Origin of the sequence: Spirosoma spitsbergense DSM 19989 (genome assembly GCF_000374085.1) — a bacterium.
Lineage (GTDB): Bacteria > Bacteroidota > Bacteroidia > Cytophagales > Spirosomataceae > Spirosoma > Spirosoma spitsbergense.
The window spans coordinates 80811-97439 of sequence record NZ_KB893548.1; the positions used below are offsets into that span (position 1 = coordinate 80811).

13 protein-coding genes are annotated in these 16629 nt (G+C 48.2%); 9 read left to right on the forward strand and 4 right to left on the reverse strand.

The window, feature by feature from the left end; all coding sequences use genetic code 11:
• Positions 1 to 11: 11 nt before the first annotated feature.
• Together B157_RS0116505 and B157_RS0116510 are read left to right on the forward strand one after the other, a co-directional pair.
• Positions 12 to 605, forward strand: coding sequence for a retropepsin-like aspartic protease family protein (locus B157_RS0116505; protein ID WP_041952148.1), 594 nt, complete (start codon positions 12 to 14; stop codon positions 603 to 605).
• A gap of 40 nt (positions 606 to 645) precedes the next feature.
• Positions 646 to 2061 (forward strand): WG repeat-containing protein, encoded by a 1416-nt coding sequence (locus B157_RS0116510; RefSeq protein WP_020604414.1) that lies wholly within the window; start codon positions 646 to 648, stop codon positions 2059 to 2061.
• Positions 2062 to 2072: 11 nt separating this feature from the next.
• Here the strand turns inward: B157_RS0116510 and B157_RS0116515 are convergent, their stop codons facing one another.
• Genes B157_RS0116515 through B157_RS0116525 form a run of 3 tightly spaced genes read right to left on the reverse strand, consistent with a single transcriptional unit; the run spans position 2073 to position 5107 of the window.
• On the reverse strand, positions 2073 to 3614 hold the full coding sequence (locus tag B157_RS0116515; protein ID WP_020604415.1) for a hypothetical protein: 1542 nt from the start codon (positions 3612 to 3614) through the stop codon (positions 2073 to 2075).
• A 44-nt stretch (positions 3615 to 3658) separates the two neighbouring features.
• Entirely contained in the window at positions 3659 to 4765 is a 1107-nt protein-coding gene (locus B157_RS0116520) for a hypothetical protein (protein WP_020604416.1), read from the reverse strand.
• Positions 4766 to 4771: 6 nt separating this feature from the next.
• Positions 4772 to 5107, reverse strand: a complete 336-nt coding sequence (locus B157_RS0116525) for a PKD domain-containing protein (protein WP_026308750.1) — start codon at positions 5105 to 5107, stop codon at positions 4772 to 4774.
• Positions 5108 to 5252: 145 nt separating this feature from the next.
• Here B157_RS0116525 and B157_RS0116530 point away from each other — a divergent pair, with 145 nt between their 5' ends.
• Positions 5253 to 8972 (forward strand): PAS domain S-box protein, encoded by a 3720-nt coding sequence (locus B157_RS0116530; protein WP_020604418.1) that lies wholly within the window; start codon positions 5253 to 5255, stop codon positions 8970 to 8972.
• A gap of 121 nt (positions 8973 to 9093) precedes the next feature.
• Here the strand turns inward: B157_RS0116530 and B157_RS0116535 are convergent, their stop codons facing one another.
• Positions 9094 to 9447 carry a hypothetical protein gene (locus tag B157_RS0116535; protein WP_020604419.1) on the reverse strand — a complete coding sequence of 118 codons (354 nt, stop codon included), beginning with the start codon at positions 9445 to 9447 and terminating at the stop codon, positions 9094 to 9096.
• A 1080-nt stretch (positions 9448 to 10527) separates the two neighbouring features.
• On the opposite strand from B157_RS0116535, the gene B157_RS0116540 reads away from it, so the two are divergent.
• The 6 genes from B157_RS0116540 to B157_RS0116565 all read left to right on the forward strand — a co-directional run bounded on the left by B157_RS0116540 (position 10528) and on the right by B157_RS0116565 (position 16474).
• Complete coding sequence (locus tag B157_RS0116540; protein ID WP_020604420.1) at positions 10528 to 11361, forward strand: MotA/TolQ/ExbB proton channel family protein; 834 nt, start codon at positions 10528 to 10530, stop codon at positions 11359 to 11361.
• Positions 11362 to 11426: 65 nt separating this feature from the next.
• A complete protein-coding gene (locus tag B157_RS0116545; protein WP_026308751.1) occupies positions 11427 to 12056 on the forward strand; it encodes an ExbD/TolR family protein in 630 nt (209 codons plus the stop codon).
• A gap of 54 nt (positions 12057 to 12110) precedes the next feature.
• Positions 12111 to 12647, forward strand: coding sequence for an ExbD/TolR family protein (locus B157_RS0116550; RefSeq protein ID WP_020604422.1), 537 nt, complete (start codon positions 12111 to 12113; stop codon positions 12645 to 12647).
• A gap of 4 nt (positions 12648 to 12651) precedes the next feature.
• A complete protein-coding gene (locus B157_RS0116555) occupies positions 12652 to 13476 on the forward strand; it encodes an energy transducer TonB (RefSeq protein WP_020604423.1) in 825 nt (274 codons plus the stop codon).
• A 219-nt stretch (positions 13477 to 13695) separates the two neighbouring features.
• The gene (locus B157_RS0116560; protein ID WP_020604424.1) at positions 13696 to 14625 is read left to right on the forward strand and encodes a PstS family phosphate ABC transporter substrate-binding protein; all 930 of its coding nucleotides are present in this window, start codon (positions 13696 to 13698) and stop codon (positions 14623 to 14625) included.
• Between the two features lie 88 nt (positions 14626 to 14713).
• Positions 14714 to 16474 carry a tetratricopeptide repeat protein gene (locus B157_RS0116565; protein WP_041952150.1) on the forward strand — a complete coding sequence of 587 codons (1761 nt, stop codon included), beginning with the start codon at positions 14714 to 14716 and terminating at the stop codon, positions 16472 to 16474.
• Positions 16475 to 16629 lie beyond the last annotated feature (155 nt).

A 16629-nucleotide genomic window follows, 5' to 3' on the forward strand; every position in this document is an offset into this window, starting at 1 on the left:
TACGTACGCCCATGGAAAGAAGACCAGTATTGCCGATAGCTATTCGCTTTTTATTGCTCGTATTCCTGTCAATCAGTTTCCTGTATTTGTCCGGTTGTTCAGGCTGCTCCCGGTCGGGCAGTCATCAGCCGCGCCGAACCCGGAGCAATCCGGCCGACAAGGCCGCTACGGCGGCTAACCCTTCAGAACCCAAACCAACGCTGATTCAACTGGGAAACGGCCCCACCGAGGTACGTATGAAGAAGGAAAATGGGGTGTACAAAGTCCCCGTAACGGTCAATGGAACGCCCATGCAATTTATCCTGGATACGGGAGCGAGCCTGATTTCTATCTCCTCGACCGAGGCCGAGTTTATGATGAAACAGGGTACCATTACCGACGATGATATAGTAGGGCAATCGCGGTTTCAGGATGCCAACGGCGATATTTCGCCCGGTTCTATTATTCGGCTCAAATCCGTACAAATTGGCGACCGGGTTCTGGAAAACGTACACGCCAGCGTCGTTACTGGTGCCAAGGCTCCCCTGCTGCTGGGTCAGTCGGCTTTATCGCAGTTCGGTAAAATTTCACTGGATTATCGACGAAATATTGTGACGTTCGACTGACATTTGGTGTTTAGTTCTTATTTACCCCAATGAGCTATTTATGACCGAAACCGAACTGACCGACCGATTGCGCGAAGCTATTGTTCTCGACGGCCCCGATGCCTGGAAGACCAATGGGTACCTTCAGGATGCGCAACAGGCGGGTGTTTCGCTAACCGACGCGCTGAAACGGGCCAATGAGATTAGCCAGGAGGTAGCCGGTAATAAACTCTTGTTTCAGAACATACAGGCCCGCATTGCCCGCCTGGCCCAGCCCTCGCGCAGCCCGTATATAGAGCAGGATTTGAATCAGATTGTCAACGCGGCCTCTTCGTTAAAACTTTCTCCTGATTTTGTTAAAAACCAGTGGGTTCCCACGGTATTGCAACGACTGGTAGCCGAATCGGCACCCAGTGTGCCCGAATCAGCGCCAGTTACCCCGGTACCAAAACCAGTGCCCTCTGTACCGGAGCAAACCGAAGCACCGCAGGTATCAAAAACGACGGCCTTCGAGGAGCTAATCGAACAGAAATCCGAACCGCAAAAGCCGGTCGAAAAAAAGGATACTTCCCGCCCGCCCGAACCGGTCGTGCTTCCCGTTACCCCAAAAACCGCTGCGCCAGAATACACCCTTCCCGAACCAGCACCCATTGTGCGTTCATTTACGGCGGTTCCGGCCCGCGTACACAAGGGGCAACCCGTTACGCTGACCTGGGAAGTGGAAAATTTGCTGGCCGTTACCATTGATGACCTGGGCGAAGGTTTGTCGCCAAAAAACCGGGGTTGGGTAAAACCATCGAAAAGTACGGATTACACGCTCTTCGATGTCAATAATAATCCGCTGAGTACGGTTCGGGTGGAGGTTATTCCCCGCGACCGGAGTGGGGTGTACGGGGTCGTGTTTGCCCTGATACTACTGGCTATTATCTACTGGTTTATCAAGAGCAGCAATGCCAACAGTAACGCACCAAAACCCACTCGCAAAACCGACAGGACCAGTCAGTCGGCCCGGCAAAGAGAACCTTATCAGGACGTAGCCAGCGATACCCGTCAGGAACCCAATCGTCAGAATCCATCCGCTACAACCATCGAAAACCCGGTAGTGCCAACGGGGGCGCCGGACGTGGCCTTATCCGAGAGTCCTAAAAAAAAAGGGGAAGCCACCGATAAGCCGGTTGAGGAGGAAACGCAGCCAGAACCGGAAGCTAAACCCGCCACGCCTGCCGATGCCCGACAGGGCAAGTACGAAGAAGCGTTTGGCGATAAACCCTACGATAAAGCCGAATTGGGAACCGACGAACGCGGCTGGCGACGTGCCCGGACTAATGGTCGCTGGGGATACATCAACGAAGTCGACGAATGGGTAATAAAGCCCGAATTTGAAGCGGTAACGCCCTTTCGGGGCAATACGGCCTCTGCCTTCCTGAACGGGCAGCTTATCACCATCAACCGAAATGGGGAGCAGGTAAGGGAATAGCAATCAATTTATTATTGTTGCGCCATTACCGATAGGTTCCTGAATTTCATGGTCGACGGACCCGTAATAAAACCGATGCTGTTCCCTCTGAATGGGCGAAACTCATACGGGCTGCCTGTTATTTCCTGACCGTTGATGTAAAAATAGAGTTTGTTCTGCTGCTTGCTTACCGTTAATAGGTTGGTTTCCTTATCGATGGGTACACCACTCGCTGATTGTTGTCCCGGCATGTAACTGGCAAAGGTCCGTCCGTCACGCAGTGACTTTATGATAACGCTGTTTTGTCCAGCTATGGAAAACTGCATCATATTCTCCACGTCCTGAACGCCAAACAGGATGCCGCCCGTTGGGACTTCGCCCGGTGCCGCAGTCATCTCGACCGAAATCGTAAAGGATTCTGCTTTCGTTAGATTCATGTTGGCAGGCAAATCGACGTAGCATCGGCCGGCTTCCTGTTTGGCATCAGGTAATCGGCGGATGTAATAGCTCCCCTTATTCAGTTCAAATTCGTATCCTTTTCGAGTGCCCGTAAACCAACCATGGTTGTTACGCTCGAATGAATCGCTGAACGAAGACACTGCAGGGCGGGTACTTTTCGTGCTTTTGGCAGGTGACCCGATTGGCGCACTGGGAGCCGTACTGGGGCTCATGGTCCTTTTTGCTGATGAATCGACTTCAATCGGTTTGAGCGTGTTCGTAACAGTGGGTTCACTGCGGTCTGATACGGATTCAACCGCCCGGTTGGTTTCAGGAGCAGTAATAGGGGTATACGTGCCTGAGGCAGGCCCAATTGTAACGCCAAGCTTCTGAAACGATGTCCAGTAACCGGACGATGTTACGCCGATTCCATTACCGGGAAGCATTTTAAATAGATAGGGGCTACTCCGGATTTCCTGCGCATTGATATAAAAATGCAGGCCCTGCCCTCTGCGTTCAATCATAAGCCGGTCCCGATTTTTTTCGACCAGTACGCCCGGCAAAAAATAATCACCCGGCATATAGTCACCGAAGGTTTGCCCGTTTGCTACCCGGACAATAGAAACCTCACCCTTTCCATTCAGCGTAAAAGCACAGTAGTTGAGTGAGTCCAGTACGCCGAAGAGTATTCCGCCCGATGGAACCTGCCCCGAATCGGCTAGCATATCTACTTTTATGGTAAATACATCAGCCAGATTGAGGTTAATAGTAGTGGGGAGTTCTACCGTACTGAACGCTGCCTCCCTGGTGTTGGCATTGCGTTTTCGGATACTGTACCGACCCAGGCCAATCTGATAATAATAATCCCCTCGATTCCCCGCTTTCCACCCATTTCGGTTAGTGGCAAAGTCGCCGGTGAAGGCAGGGCGGAAATCGACCTTTTCGGCGGATGCCGACTGGGTCGATGTATTGGCCCGACGGGCCTGAGTCGTTGCCCGAAGGGTTGATTTGAGCACTATCTTCTGCCAATCGCTGGAAGTCGAGTAAACCGTTGACTTCGTACGTTGCCCGGTCGACTGTGCTATGCAAACAACCGAAAGTGAGAGGAGTAGGCTAATAGTCAGGTAGGTACGCATAAGTAGTTAGTTTTTGAACGTGGCCACGCGTGCTGAATAGCTGGTTAAAATGAATACCTGACCACAGCTGTTGGCTGCCCTGCCTGCATACCAGGCCGGAGGGTGATACCCTGGATCTGCCGTGCTTCCTGCCCATTCCGTAATCCTTTAAAAAGCGTTAGAATAACATCGGCAGCAGCAATAACGATAGCGCCCCGCGTAGCCAGAAAGTAGCGATGATAGTAAGCGTTGGCCGTATTGTAATAAGGCTCTCCGGCCGCCAGATTTTTCTGTTCCTTATAGATGTCGTACTCGTCATTTGATTTCTGTCGTTCCGTTAGCCCATACGCCACCAGTCCGTAGCAGGCCACGGTTAATAACGGACGAAACCCAACTTTAGGCTTTGGGGTCTGTACAAAAATATTCCCGATACCGGGTGCTACCGCTGATAGCAATGCCCAGGCGGGGCCAGCGTATCGGGTTCGGGGCGGTATTATAGAGTCAACTCCCGTTAACCGATTTGGGTCGGCCGGTTGCACCAGGGGTGGTTGTTGCGGAGGAACGGACCGTTGCTGTATGGGCGGTGTAGTGCCTGATACGGGCTGCGTTGGTTTTGACTGGCTGGGGTCGGCCAGCACAACAGTAGCCTGTTTTTTGCGCCTTCGCCCGGAATCCGTCGGGTTCGGCGTTACGGTTACCGGTTTGGTGGGGTTCGGTGGCGCAACGGCAACGGGTTCGGGAGGGGGTGTCCCGACCGGTGTTGTTTCCGTGGGTAGTGTACTAACGGGAGGCTGACGAATCACTGCCGCTGGCTCCGGCGTGTTAGGTGCCAACGGCAGTGTATTCGTTTTAACATATACTTTGGCCTGTACCTCCTCATTCAGGGGATAGCCGTTGGCCATGGCATCCCAGACAATACGCCGGTCGGGCCCTGCTGTAAGGTGAGTGCCTATATCACCCCGAACAAACTGGGGGGCTATCAATAGTGCCCCCCGCAGTCGGCTACGAATGTCAAAGTAAACGGAATCGCCCGGTAAGACATTGACCAGGTCGTATCGGATTTCAAGTTGTGCTGAATCAACAGCTCGTATCCGGACGTTGCGTATACGCTCCTGCGCCTGACTCGGCAACGTCAGTAGCAGACCAATAGAAAACAGGAGTAGAAGCCGCATAAGTAATTAATTGCTAACAGTAATGGGTCGGGTGGTGATAAACTTATCATCACACGCATTGGCGATGGTCATCGTAATGGTATAAGTTCCAGGTTTGTCGTAGGTATAGGTTACGCGCGTTCCTACCCGACCCACGCCCTTATTATCGCCGGGGTCCCAGCCTACAACCCCAATATCTCCCTGCGGATTATCCAGGAAAAACGTTACATCCAGCCGGCCGATGGAATAGCCAATGCCAGCGGCTGGTTTGGCACAAACGGGAAAATCTTTCTTTTTGAGATCGAATGGTTCGCAGGCCACCATAGCCAGTACGATCAGGAAATATAGGCAACGTTTTACCATAATAATCAGGCGATAGAAAGCAAAGTAAACAATACTTATGCAATCAAACGCAGTCGACGAATGAAAACCATTTTCCAATTCTACCCCCTTATGGTTAGCGGAAACCAGGATTTTTGTAAATTTAGACAACTCACTGCTATACGCCATGCGCTTGTCTGCCAAAACTAAACCTGAATTAGTAGCCGAAATTCAGCGATTACACCACGAACGCGACGATCAGTCTTCTGCCGAAACCCGCCCCTTGTTCGACGTTCGCCAAACGGTCGACCAGCTTAATCTGGTTGGCCTCACCATCGAGCACGATGGAACGCTTAGTTATGCCAATCCGTATACGTACCGGGTTACAGCCTGGCAAGCCGATGACATTATCGGGCATAATTTTTTCGATGTACTCATTCCCCCCGTCGACCGTGCCCGGCTCGAGCTGGAGTTTGATGAAGCTTTGGTGAAAGGGGGCTTTCCGGAGCAGAAGGAGATTTCGTTGCTGGCTCGTAGTGGTGCCCTCCGAAATGTACAACTCAACTCCGTTATCATCAACGGCACCGACGGGCACGTGGCTTCATTCACCGTTATTGGGGAGGATGTAACGAACAAACGGCGGGTAGCATCGGCGCTCTCGAACACCAATGCTCAATTGCAGGATTTGGTGGATAACACCTCCGACCTGATCCAGTTGCTAACGCTGGATGGCAAATTCATTTTCGTAAACCGCGCCTGGCGGGAGGCACTGGGCTACAGTTCGGAAGAGATTTCGGCGCTTAACCTGCGCAATGTACTCCATCCCGATTACGCCAGTAGCACGCTCGATTTGCTCAAACGCATTCAGAATGGGGACCAACTCCCGTACATCGAAACCGTTTTTCGGAGCAAGGCGGGTAAAACACTCTTCCTGTCGGGGAGTATCAACTGTCGGTTCGATAATGGTCGCCCCACCGCTTTTCGCTGTATCCTGCACGATACTACCGGTAAAATCAGGGCCGAAAAATCGCAGAAGTTATATTACAGCATTGCGAACTGGACCATTAATTCGCCTAATCTCGGCGAGTTATACCGTAAAATTCATGAAGAGCTGGGCAATATTATCGATGCCCGCAATTTTTTCATTGCATTGTACGATTCTACCAAAACTTACCTGTCATTCCCCTATTACGTTGATGAGTATTTTGGCAGTAATATGCGGTTCACCAAGAGAAAACTGGGCAATGGCATCATCGAATATACCATTCTGGCCAACAAACCTTTGTTCCTGTATGAAAAAGACATTCGTTACCTGGCCGACCAGCACAATATAGACCTGTATGGTCAGCGTCAGCCGCAAGTGATGCTGACCGCTCCGCTCCGTATTGGTGACGAAATTACAGGGATTATTGGCGTAAAGTCATACGATGATTCCCGAACGTACGGCCCGCGCGACCTGGAATTGCTGGAGTTTATTTCGGGACAGGTAGCCCTGGCCATTGCCCGCAAACAATCGGAGGCACGACTGGATAAGCAAAATGCCCGACTGAACGCCATTTTCGATAGTAGTACGTACCTGATTTGGTCGGTAAATAAAGCCCTGCAATTAACGTCCTTCAATAAAAACTACGCCCGGCTGATTGGGCATCAGGCACCCGACGGTCCGGTCGTTCAGGCTAGCACCGCTGAACCCGGCTGGCGGATGATTGGTGATGAAAACCGGGAGACACTGGAGGAACGATACCGGCAGGCTTTCCGGGGGTATGCTCAGAATTTCGAACTGCATTTTACGATGCCCAGTGGTGAAACCTTTTATGAGTTTCATCTCAACCCTATTTTGCTGGCCGGAGGGGTTATTGACGAGGTCTCGGGTATTGCCCGAAACATCACTAACCGCCGGCGGGCTGAAATTGCCACGTTGCAGAGTGAAGAAAAATTCCGGGGTATCTTCGAGAATCTACAGGACATTTATGCCCGCGTAGACCGCAAAGGGCGGGTTACAATGATTAGTCCATCCATCTTCAAGCGGCTGGGCTACACGCCCGACGAAGTGCTGGGGCAGGATATAACGCAGTACTTTTTTGATAAAAGCAGCATCCATCGGGCCATGATTAAACTAGGCCGCAACCGAAGCCTTCGCAACTTCGAAGCCAGCCTGCGCCGGAAAGATGGCAGCGAACGTCAGTACATGTTTAACATGTTGATGCTGAACGATGAAGATTCGCAGGAGTTTGCATCGGGTAAAAACTCGGTGGTAGCCGTACTGGCTCGTGACATTACCGAACTCCGCCGACAATCGGCGGAGCTGGTGAAAGCGAAAGACGAAGCCGAACGGTCATTGAAGGTGAAGGAGCAATTTCTGGCCAATATGAGCCACGAAATTCGTACCCCGATGAACGGTGTAATTGGCATGATTGATTTGCTGAATGATACGCCACTGGATGAGGAACAGCGCGATTACGTAAAAATCGTTAAACGCTCATCGGAAACGCTGTTAAACATTCTGAACGATATTCTGGACCTGTCCAAGATTGAGGCCGGAAAGATGATGCTGCACGAATCACCGATAGCATTCAAAGAGATTTTTGAGAAACTGATTGCTCTATTCGGTCAGCAGGCCAACTCGAAAAATAATGATCTTACGTACTATCTTGACCCCGCCCTGCCCACGTTCGTTATTGCCGACCAAACCCGACTCCTGCAAGTGCTGTCGAACCTGACCAGTAATGCCATCAAGTTTACGGAGCAGGGATCGATACGGGTTGAGGCAACCCTACTAAGCAAGCGGGGGAAGTTCAACCGGATTCGGGTAGCGGTAAAAGACTCCGGCATTGGTATTTCGCCCGAGAATATCAGCCTGCTCTTTAACTCCTTCAGCCAGGTAGATACGTCATCGCGAAAATCATTTGGTGGTACAGGCTTAGGGCTGGCCATCTCAAAAGAACTGGCAAGTCTGATGAAGGGGGAAGTAGGCGTGGAATCGACTGTTGGCCAGGGCAGTACGTTCTGGTTTACCATAGAGTTGAAGGAAACGGCTATCAGTCCAACCCAACAAGCCACGGAGGTAGCTGAAATTGCGCTGGCCAATTTCTTTAGTACGTATCATCCATTTGTATTGCTGGTGGACGATAATGCCGTGAACCGGAAGGTGGCCAGCGAAATTCTGCGTAAGGCAGGCTGTGTCATCACCACCGCCGACAGTGGTCCGGCCGCAATACAGGAGGTAACAATCGCCGAAGCGCGCAGAGAAAAAGGTGAGTTTGAGGGATTCGATGTCATTTTTATGGATATCCAGATGCCGGATATGGATGGCGTGGAAACTACCCGGCACCTGCGCGAACAGTTTGGCGATACGTTGCCTACTATTGTGGCTATGACCGCGTACTCCATGAAAGAAGACCGCGAACGCTTCATTAGTCAGGGTCTCGATGATTATATTGCCAAACCCATTCGTGCCCAGAGTCTGGTAGCTAAAGTAAAAGAACTAACGGATGCCAACCGGGCCAAACGTCAGCCACAGCCAGTCACGACGTTATTGCCAACGCCTAAAACGCAGCCGAAAACTCCCGAAACACGGCTACCTATTATCGACGCCGAAATTGTTGGGCAACTCCGCGACATTGGCGGTCAGGAACTGGTAGATAGTATTATGGAAGAATTTGTGACGGAAGCAGATTCTTTAGTTAGCGGAGCACTATCGGCCTATGCCCTGGGCGATATTCCAACCGTAAAAAGTAACCTGCATACCCTAAAAGGCAGTGCTGGTACGATTGGTGTAACCCGCATGGCCGATATTGCCCGGACGGCAGAGGGTAAATTAAAAGTAAATGATACGAGTGGGCTGACAGACGCTTTAGAGGCATTGAAGCACGCTTTTGCCGAATTTACGATTGAATTGAAAAGATGAACTTTCGTATGGGCTGAAAGTCTGCTCGCTTCCATATAACGCAGACAAAGCAACGTCTTCACCAAACCTTCGAAAGGTTAGTGAAGACGTTGCTTTATGATTTTATACGTTCAGTTGGGATTCAGCCCGGCTGGAAATGCAGCCGTACGGTATAGAGTTCCAGTCCAATACCACCATAACCTGGTAGTTTTTTGCCCGTTAGCTGGCGGAGTAATGTATGATTGAGCTTGTCATTCTGACTGAAAACTTCCAGTTGACAAAGTTCGCTTGCACTATTTACCCGGAACTGAATTACAACGATACCGGCCTGTTGTTTTGATTTGAGCACATCGGGGTAAGAAACGTACTTTGCCAACTGCTGCTCAAGCGTCAGTGTGGCCTTTGGCGTTTTAGGTTCGTTCGTTGTAATGGGCGCAGCGTAGGCTTGCGTTGCCAGGAAGCCTACCAGCATGATAAGAAGAATGGTCTTTTTCATGACTTCAATGTGTTTGTGAAAAGTAAAAAACACATCCGTGCCCGGCTTTCACCGTCATTAACAGCATCGAATGTTATCCTAATATTACGTCAATATTATCTAAATGTTATCAAATTGTTATTGTTAGGTATAAAATTCTTTTCGCTAATTATTATACTTATTCAGTTAAACCTTATATTATGCATGTTTTTTCTGAAAAATATGCATAATAATCTGTATAGCTTTGTTGAAATGTATTATTCTTATTAAATATTCTGTGTGGTAATATTATGCTAATGTTAAGGACTAGTCAAATTTTTTCATCCGCTGCCTAATTGGCCCTATACTAACGGGAGGTACTGTTGAAGAACAGATAAAACACTGCCGTTTTGAGTGGGGCAGGGGTAGGGTAGCTACATACATATATAGCCGGGAAATGATTTGGGCACTTCCTATAGTTGGTAGGGGAATATACAATGACAGGATTGCTGGCTGAGGGGCTACTGATACTCACTGTTTACACACGACTATTGCAGGAGTTCACAATCCGTATACGCTCGTTGCATCTGGTGAAAGAGGCACTTCATCCCTCCTTTTTTTCAGATCATTCCCGGTGAATTCCATTTAATTGCCGAATGGGCAACGTAGCTTTTTTGATTTTCTTCTGAGCCTGATATGGAATTCACGGGCTTTTTTCATCTACGTAGAAATAAATAGTGAGGCTCCGCTTAATGGCTCACTTCACATTCTTAACAATTATTTTATGCGCTACACACCCCCCTAATTACCCCGAAAAAAGCCTCTGAATGACGGAAAAGTTTGTGTGTTACAGTTGAGGAACAATGATTTAGCTTACTGAACAAACGGGTCAATGTTTTAAGTAAGAGTGATTTAAGTCCAAGTATTTATTGTTGGACTACAATAAGAGTGAAATATTTGATAAATAGATTTGTGTGGTTTTTGTCGGAAAACACATATTTTTGTGGAGGTTTGACAGTATTTCTATTAAATATTCAGCTGATCAAACCGAAAGAGTCTAAATTTTTCACTTTTTTTACCGGGTAAACCAACTTTTAATTTTAACCCTACAGTCCAGTTCCAATGAAAACACAAACTCCTTCTCCAGCACCCGCCAAAGCACCGGCACCAAAAAAGAAGTCAGGCGGTCTTAACCCCGCGCTTGTAATACCGATTTTGTTAGTTATCGGTATCCTGACGTACATGTTCGTTTTCGGTGATGGCAGCCACTTCCAAGAAGGCGACAACTCGAAAGAACCTCTCCCCGGCGATTACTTCGGTACCGTTTATAAAGGAGGATTCATCGTACCAATTCTGTTTACCTGTTTTCTGACGGTACTGGTCTTCTCTATTGAGCGGTTCATCACCATTGGTCGCGCAAACGGTTCGGGATCTATTGACGATTTCGTTCGGAAAGTCAAAAGCCAGCTTGATCGTAATGAGGTTGCCGAAGCAATCAAAGAGTGCGATCGTCAGAAAGGTTCGATTGGTAATGTTGTCAAGATGGCTCTTGTGAAGTACCAGCAGCTAGCTACCGACACCCAGTTAGACAAAGAGCAGAAGTTAGTAGCGCTGCAAAAAGAAGTAGAAGAAGCTACTACGCTTGAACTGCCAATGTTGGAAAAAAACCTGACAATCATTGCAACGCTGGCTTCAGTATCTACCCTGATTGCCCTGCTTGGTACAGTACTTGGTATGATTCGTGCCTTCGCAGCTATGGGTGCAACGGGTCAGCCAGATACAGGTGCTCTGTCGACGGGTATATCTGAGGCTCTTGTAAACACAGCCCTTGGAATCGGTACTGCCGCTATTGCAACGATCATGTATAGCTACTTCACCAGCCGGATTGATACCCTAACGTACAACATCGACGAGATTGGCCTGAGCATTCAGCAAAACTTTGCTGCTCACTATTAGTCGAGACAGCACCGTTGATGTAATTTAACCTACCCGCCTTCGGGCAGGATGAACCAAGAAAACTTATGCCAGCAGTTAAAATTAAACGCGCCAGTTCCTCCGTGGACATGACAGCGATGACTGATGTGGCGTTTCTATTGCTGACGTTCTTTATCCTGACGGCCCAGTTCCGGTCGCAGGATGCCGCATCGATTGAAACGCCCTCGTCTATCTCTGGAATTAAAGTTCCGGACAACGATATCATGACTATTGGTCTTGGTCGAGATGGCAAAGTCTATTTTGGCACCGATAACCAGAATACGCGTATTGCTACACTGGAGAACGTTGCGGCCGAAAAAGGCATTTCGTTCACGCCCGCCGAGAAAAAAGAGTTTGCCTTGATGTCGAACTTTGGGCTACCTATCAATCAGTTAAAGTCGTACCTGAGTCTGTCCAAAGAACAACAGGCTAAAGTGAAACAGCCTGGTATTCCAACGGACTCGACTGGTGCGGGGGCCAACAATGAACTAAAGTCCTGGGTGTACAACGCCCGTAAGGCTAACAACAATCTCCGAATTGCGTTGAAAGGCGATAACCTCGCCAAATTTCCCGAATTCAAGAATGTGTTAACTACACTACAAGCGCAGAATATCAACAAATTCAATCTGATTACGGGGACAGAAGCGCCCCCTGCCGGTTGGACAGCGGATAAATAGTGCTTAGTGACTAAACTAAATTTGATTTTCACCTCGTGAATCTGTTAAGAAACTATGGCAGAAATTAACACTGGCGGTGGGGGTGGTAAACATGATGGTGGTAAGGTAAGATCGAAGAAAGCGTCGACTCGGGTGGATATGACACCCATGGTTGACTTAGGATTCCTCTTGATTACCTTCTTCATTCTGGCCACTACCCTGAGCAAGCCATCTTCGATGACGCTCAACGTGCCGGATAAAACCAAGCAGGAAGAAACGGAGCCTATTAAGGCATCCAACGTAATGACAGTCTTTCTGGGTAAAGACAACAAGGCCTACTACATTTTTGGCAAGGCGGCCAATGAAGACCCAGAAGTGAAAACTGTAGGCTACGGCTATGAATTTCGTCAGGCACTTATGGAAAATGTCAAGAAAGTGGGTAGCGATAAGTTCGTAGTGGTTATCAAGCCAACAAAGGAGTCGACTTACAAAAACATGGTTGATGTGCTGGATGAAATGGCAATTACAAAGCTGAAGCGCTATGCACTCGTTGATGAATTGACCGACTCGGAGAAGACACTGCTCAAAGACAAAGTAAAATTAAACATCTAACACCATGGCAGAAGTAGACTCCCAGGCAACACTCGATGATATCGTGTTTGCCCACCGGAACAAAGCGTATGGTGCGTATGATCTGCGAAAATCGTATCCCAAAGCGGTGACTCGTGCCTTAATTATTGGAGGCATACTGTTTACGCTTGGTGTACTGACGCCGACCATTTTAACTGCTTTGGCTCCCGAAGAAAAGCAGGTGTCGATGGTAGAAGTGGATTTGATGAAGATTCCACCACCACCCATTGATCCGAACGAACCACCGCCACCGCCACCGCCACCAGTAGAGGTGCCTAAGGTGAACACGGTAAAGTTCCTGCCACCGGAAGTGAAACCGGATGAGGAAGTGCCGGAAGAAACACCTCCACCAGCTGTGGAAGAACTGAAGGAAGCTGTTGCCGCCGAAAAAACGGTGATTGGCGACCCAAACGCGGATGAAGTGATTGCCGCTCCTGAAGCCACTGCCGCTCCAACCAAAGTGGAAAAGGCAGTAGAAGCCGCTCCGAAAGAAGACCAGATTTTTACGGTCGTTGAACAGCAACCCGAATTTAGTGGTGGTATGGCCGCGCTTGGTCAGTATCTGCAAAAGAACCTTCGCTATCCGGCAGCAGCTCAGCGGGCCAACATTTCCGGACGCGTATTCGTAAGCTTTGTGGTAAATACCGATGGTAGTATTCAGGACGTACAAGTACTGAAAGGGCTTGGTTTTGGTACCGACGAAGAAGCAAAACGCGTTGTACAGGCTATGCCAAGGTGGCGGCCGGGTAAACAGTCGGGCCGTCCGGTTCGGGTGAAGTTTAACCTGCCTATCAATTTCACGCTGGAATAATTCGTATGCGCGGACAAAATGATGGTTCAACGCGGCTAACGTTGATTATTGCAACGTTAGCCGCGTTGGCATACCTGGGAGGAGGCATCGCACTGATTGCCTCCTCTCAGTCTTTTGGGATGTTACCTGCAACAGGCCCTTTTCGCTATGGATTGGGAGTACTACTAATCGTATACGGAGCTTTCCGGGCGTATAGAGCTTATCAACGTTTTCAGCAAAATGACTAATCGTATCTGGTTTCTTATTGGATTGGCCGCTTTGGTAATGGGATGTTCGGGTAAACCATCGCTTGATAATCCATCGCAGGGTTCTATTACTATTGCGGCTGATGAATCTTTTCAACCATTGGTCATGCAGCTTACATCTGCCTACGAGGGCATTTATCCTAACACTCATTTCAATGTCGTTTATAAACCGGAGCAGCAGGCAATTAATATGATGCTTAGGGATAGCGCACGAATGGTAATCGTAACCCGCACCTTAAATCCGAATGAGCGCGCTATCCTGAATCAGAAAAAAATAAAAGGGGCAACGGAAAAAATTGCGACAGACGGAGTAGCCCTTATTATAAACAAAGCGAATACCGATAGCCTGATCACAATGAATGAACTGCGCAGTGTTTTCAGTGGTAAGACGAAAACATGGGATCAACTAAAAGGAGGGAATCAAACAGTACCTATAACGCTGGTATTTGACAACAACAATTCCAGTAATCTGGAGTTTATGCTGAAAACTTTAGCGGTGAAAGATATTAGCAAACTGCGCATTTTTACAACGCGGTCGAATAAAGAAGTGATTGATTACGTGCGCGAAAACCCCTCGGCTCTTGGCTTTATTGGGGTCAACTGGATTAGCGATAGCGATGAACCCCTTTCTGTCGAACTAGCGCGTGATTTACGCGTAATGGGGGTATCGGACAAAGAAAAGCCAACCAAACGGGACGATTACTTTCAGCCGTTTCAGGAAGACCTGGGTATGCAACGTTACCCATTACGACGACCCGTATACATATTGAGCCGGGAAACGCATCCAGGCTTGGGTGGTGGGCTTATAAACTATATCACCAGAGATGCAGGCTCCCTAATTATTCGTAAATTGGGACTTTGGCCCAGAATGCCATACGATAGGATCATAAACTTAACAAAATGAGTAAGTTTTTTTGGTTTAACTACAATTTTTTAGTTTTGTCAACTGTTTAATCAGCACTAACCTTATTTTAATTTCCAACTTGAAGTACATGAAGAACAACCGGAAGCAAACGCTATTGACCATTCTGTTCGTCGGGGCAACCATGACGGCTCCTTTGGTAGCGCAGGACCTTTCAACGGCCCTGAAAGATGTGGAGGCTGAACGATATACAAAGGCAGAGCAAACACTGACGCAATTAGCCACTAGTTCACCATCCGCAGAAAACCAGTTTTATCTCGGCTATTACTACTTGAAAAGCGGTCAGCCAGATAAAGCAAAGGCAGCTTTTGATAAAGGAGCGGCAGCCGATCCTAAAGACCAACTTAACAACGTTGGCCTAGCAGGAGTGGCCTTGATGAAAAAAGACCGTAGTACAGCCAAAACACTTATTGATGAAGCTGTTGCCAAAACGAAAGGTAAAAATCAGGACGTACTAATTCGGGCGGCTGAAATGTACACGCTGTCAGAACAGACAAATGACCCGGCAGAAGCGCTCCGACTATTGACGATAGCCGACGAAAAGGATAAGAAAAACGAAAACCCAGAAATCGAGATGACTATGGGAGATGCCTATTTTCTGAAAAACGATGGCGGTAATGCGATCACTAAGTACGAAAACGCCATGGCTATCAAACCCAATCTGGCGGAAGCAAATTACAAGATTGGCCGGTTGTACCTACGCGGTAAAAACTACACGGAAGCGCAGAAGTACTTCAATAAGGCTATTGAAACCGACCCGCAGTTTTCACCCACTTACCTGGCTTTAGCCGATGCGCTGGCTAACTCGCGCGCTTACAAAGGAGCTTCTACGAACTACGAAAAGTACGTGCAAACGAGCGGTACAACAGACCCAGAGCAATTGCTGGATATTGCCCGGTACAAATTTCTGGCCCAGGATTATGAAGGAGCTATCAGCTATCTGGATCAATTGAAAGGAAAAATAAACAATCCGATTATTGATCGTATGTATGGCTGGGCCAATACCGCTCTAGGGAAAACTCAGGAAGCGATCCAGTCGCTGAATAAGTTTATTGCTGAGGCACCCCAGAAGGTTATTTACGACGATTATAAATATCTGGGTCGTGCTTACGGAAAGTTAGGCACACCTGAAGGGGATTCCCTGAGCATCGTAAACCTGGAAAAGGCGGCTCCTCTGGATACGACTGATAATCTGTATCGTGAAATTGCCAAAACATACTACGATAGCAAAAAGTATGACAAGGCGGCTGATTACTACGCCAAGACAATCAAAAACGATAAAAAACCCCTGAACAATGATTACCTTTTCAAGGGTCTTTCTAATTATCAGTACGGTTTCCGGGTTGGTCGCGATACTACGGCAGCTCCAATGGACACGGCCCAGATTCGTAAGGGACGGGAATTATATTTCCTGCGGGCTGATTCGGCTTTTGCCGAGATGGCTCAGCAGGTCGAGAAAACGGCTGGCGAAACGTATCCATTGGCTTACTATTACCGGGCTCAGTCAAATTATTATGCTTATCCATCGACCATATCGCTGGCGTATGGAACAGCCGTTCCACTATATGAAAAATTCATAGACATGGCTAATGCCGAAACTGACGCGGCTAAAAAACAGAGTTATTTAAAGAATCTGATAACATCGTATAAATTCTTAGCTTCGTATAACCTGGCCAAGAAAGATGATGAAAAGGCGAAGGAATATTTCAACAAAATTTTGGAATTAGATCCAAATGACGTGGATGTTAAAAAGGCTCTGGAAGGACCGGCACCCACCTCTTCGAAGCCAGCGGCTAAAGCCCCGGTGAAAAAGAAAACCACCGGTAAATAACAGAAATTTTTGACTGTCAACATAGAAGCGTAGGTTTGATACCTACGCTTTTATGTTGTTGAGGTTGGTAAGACATAGGACGATCTTCTTTAGTAGCTATTATTTTCCTGAGGGTATCGTACCTTTGCAGGCGCAATTTTTGAATAAAACGACCT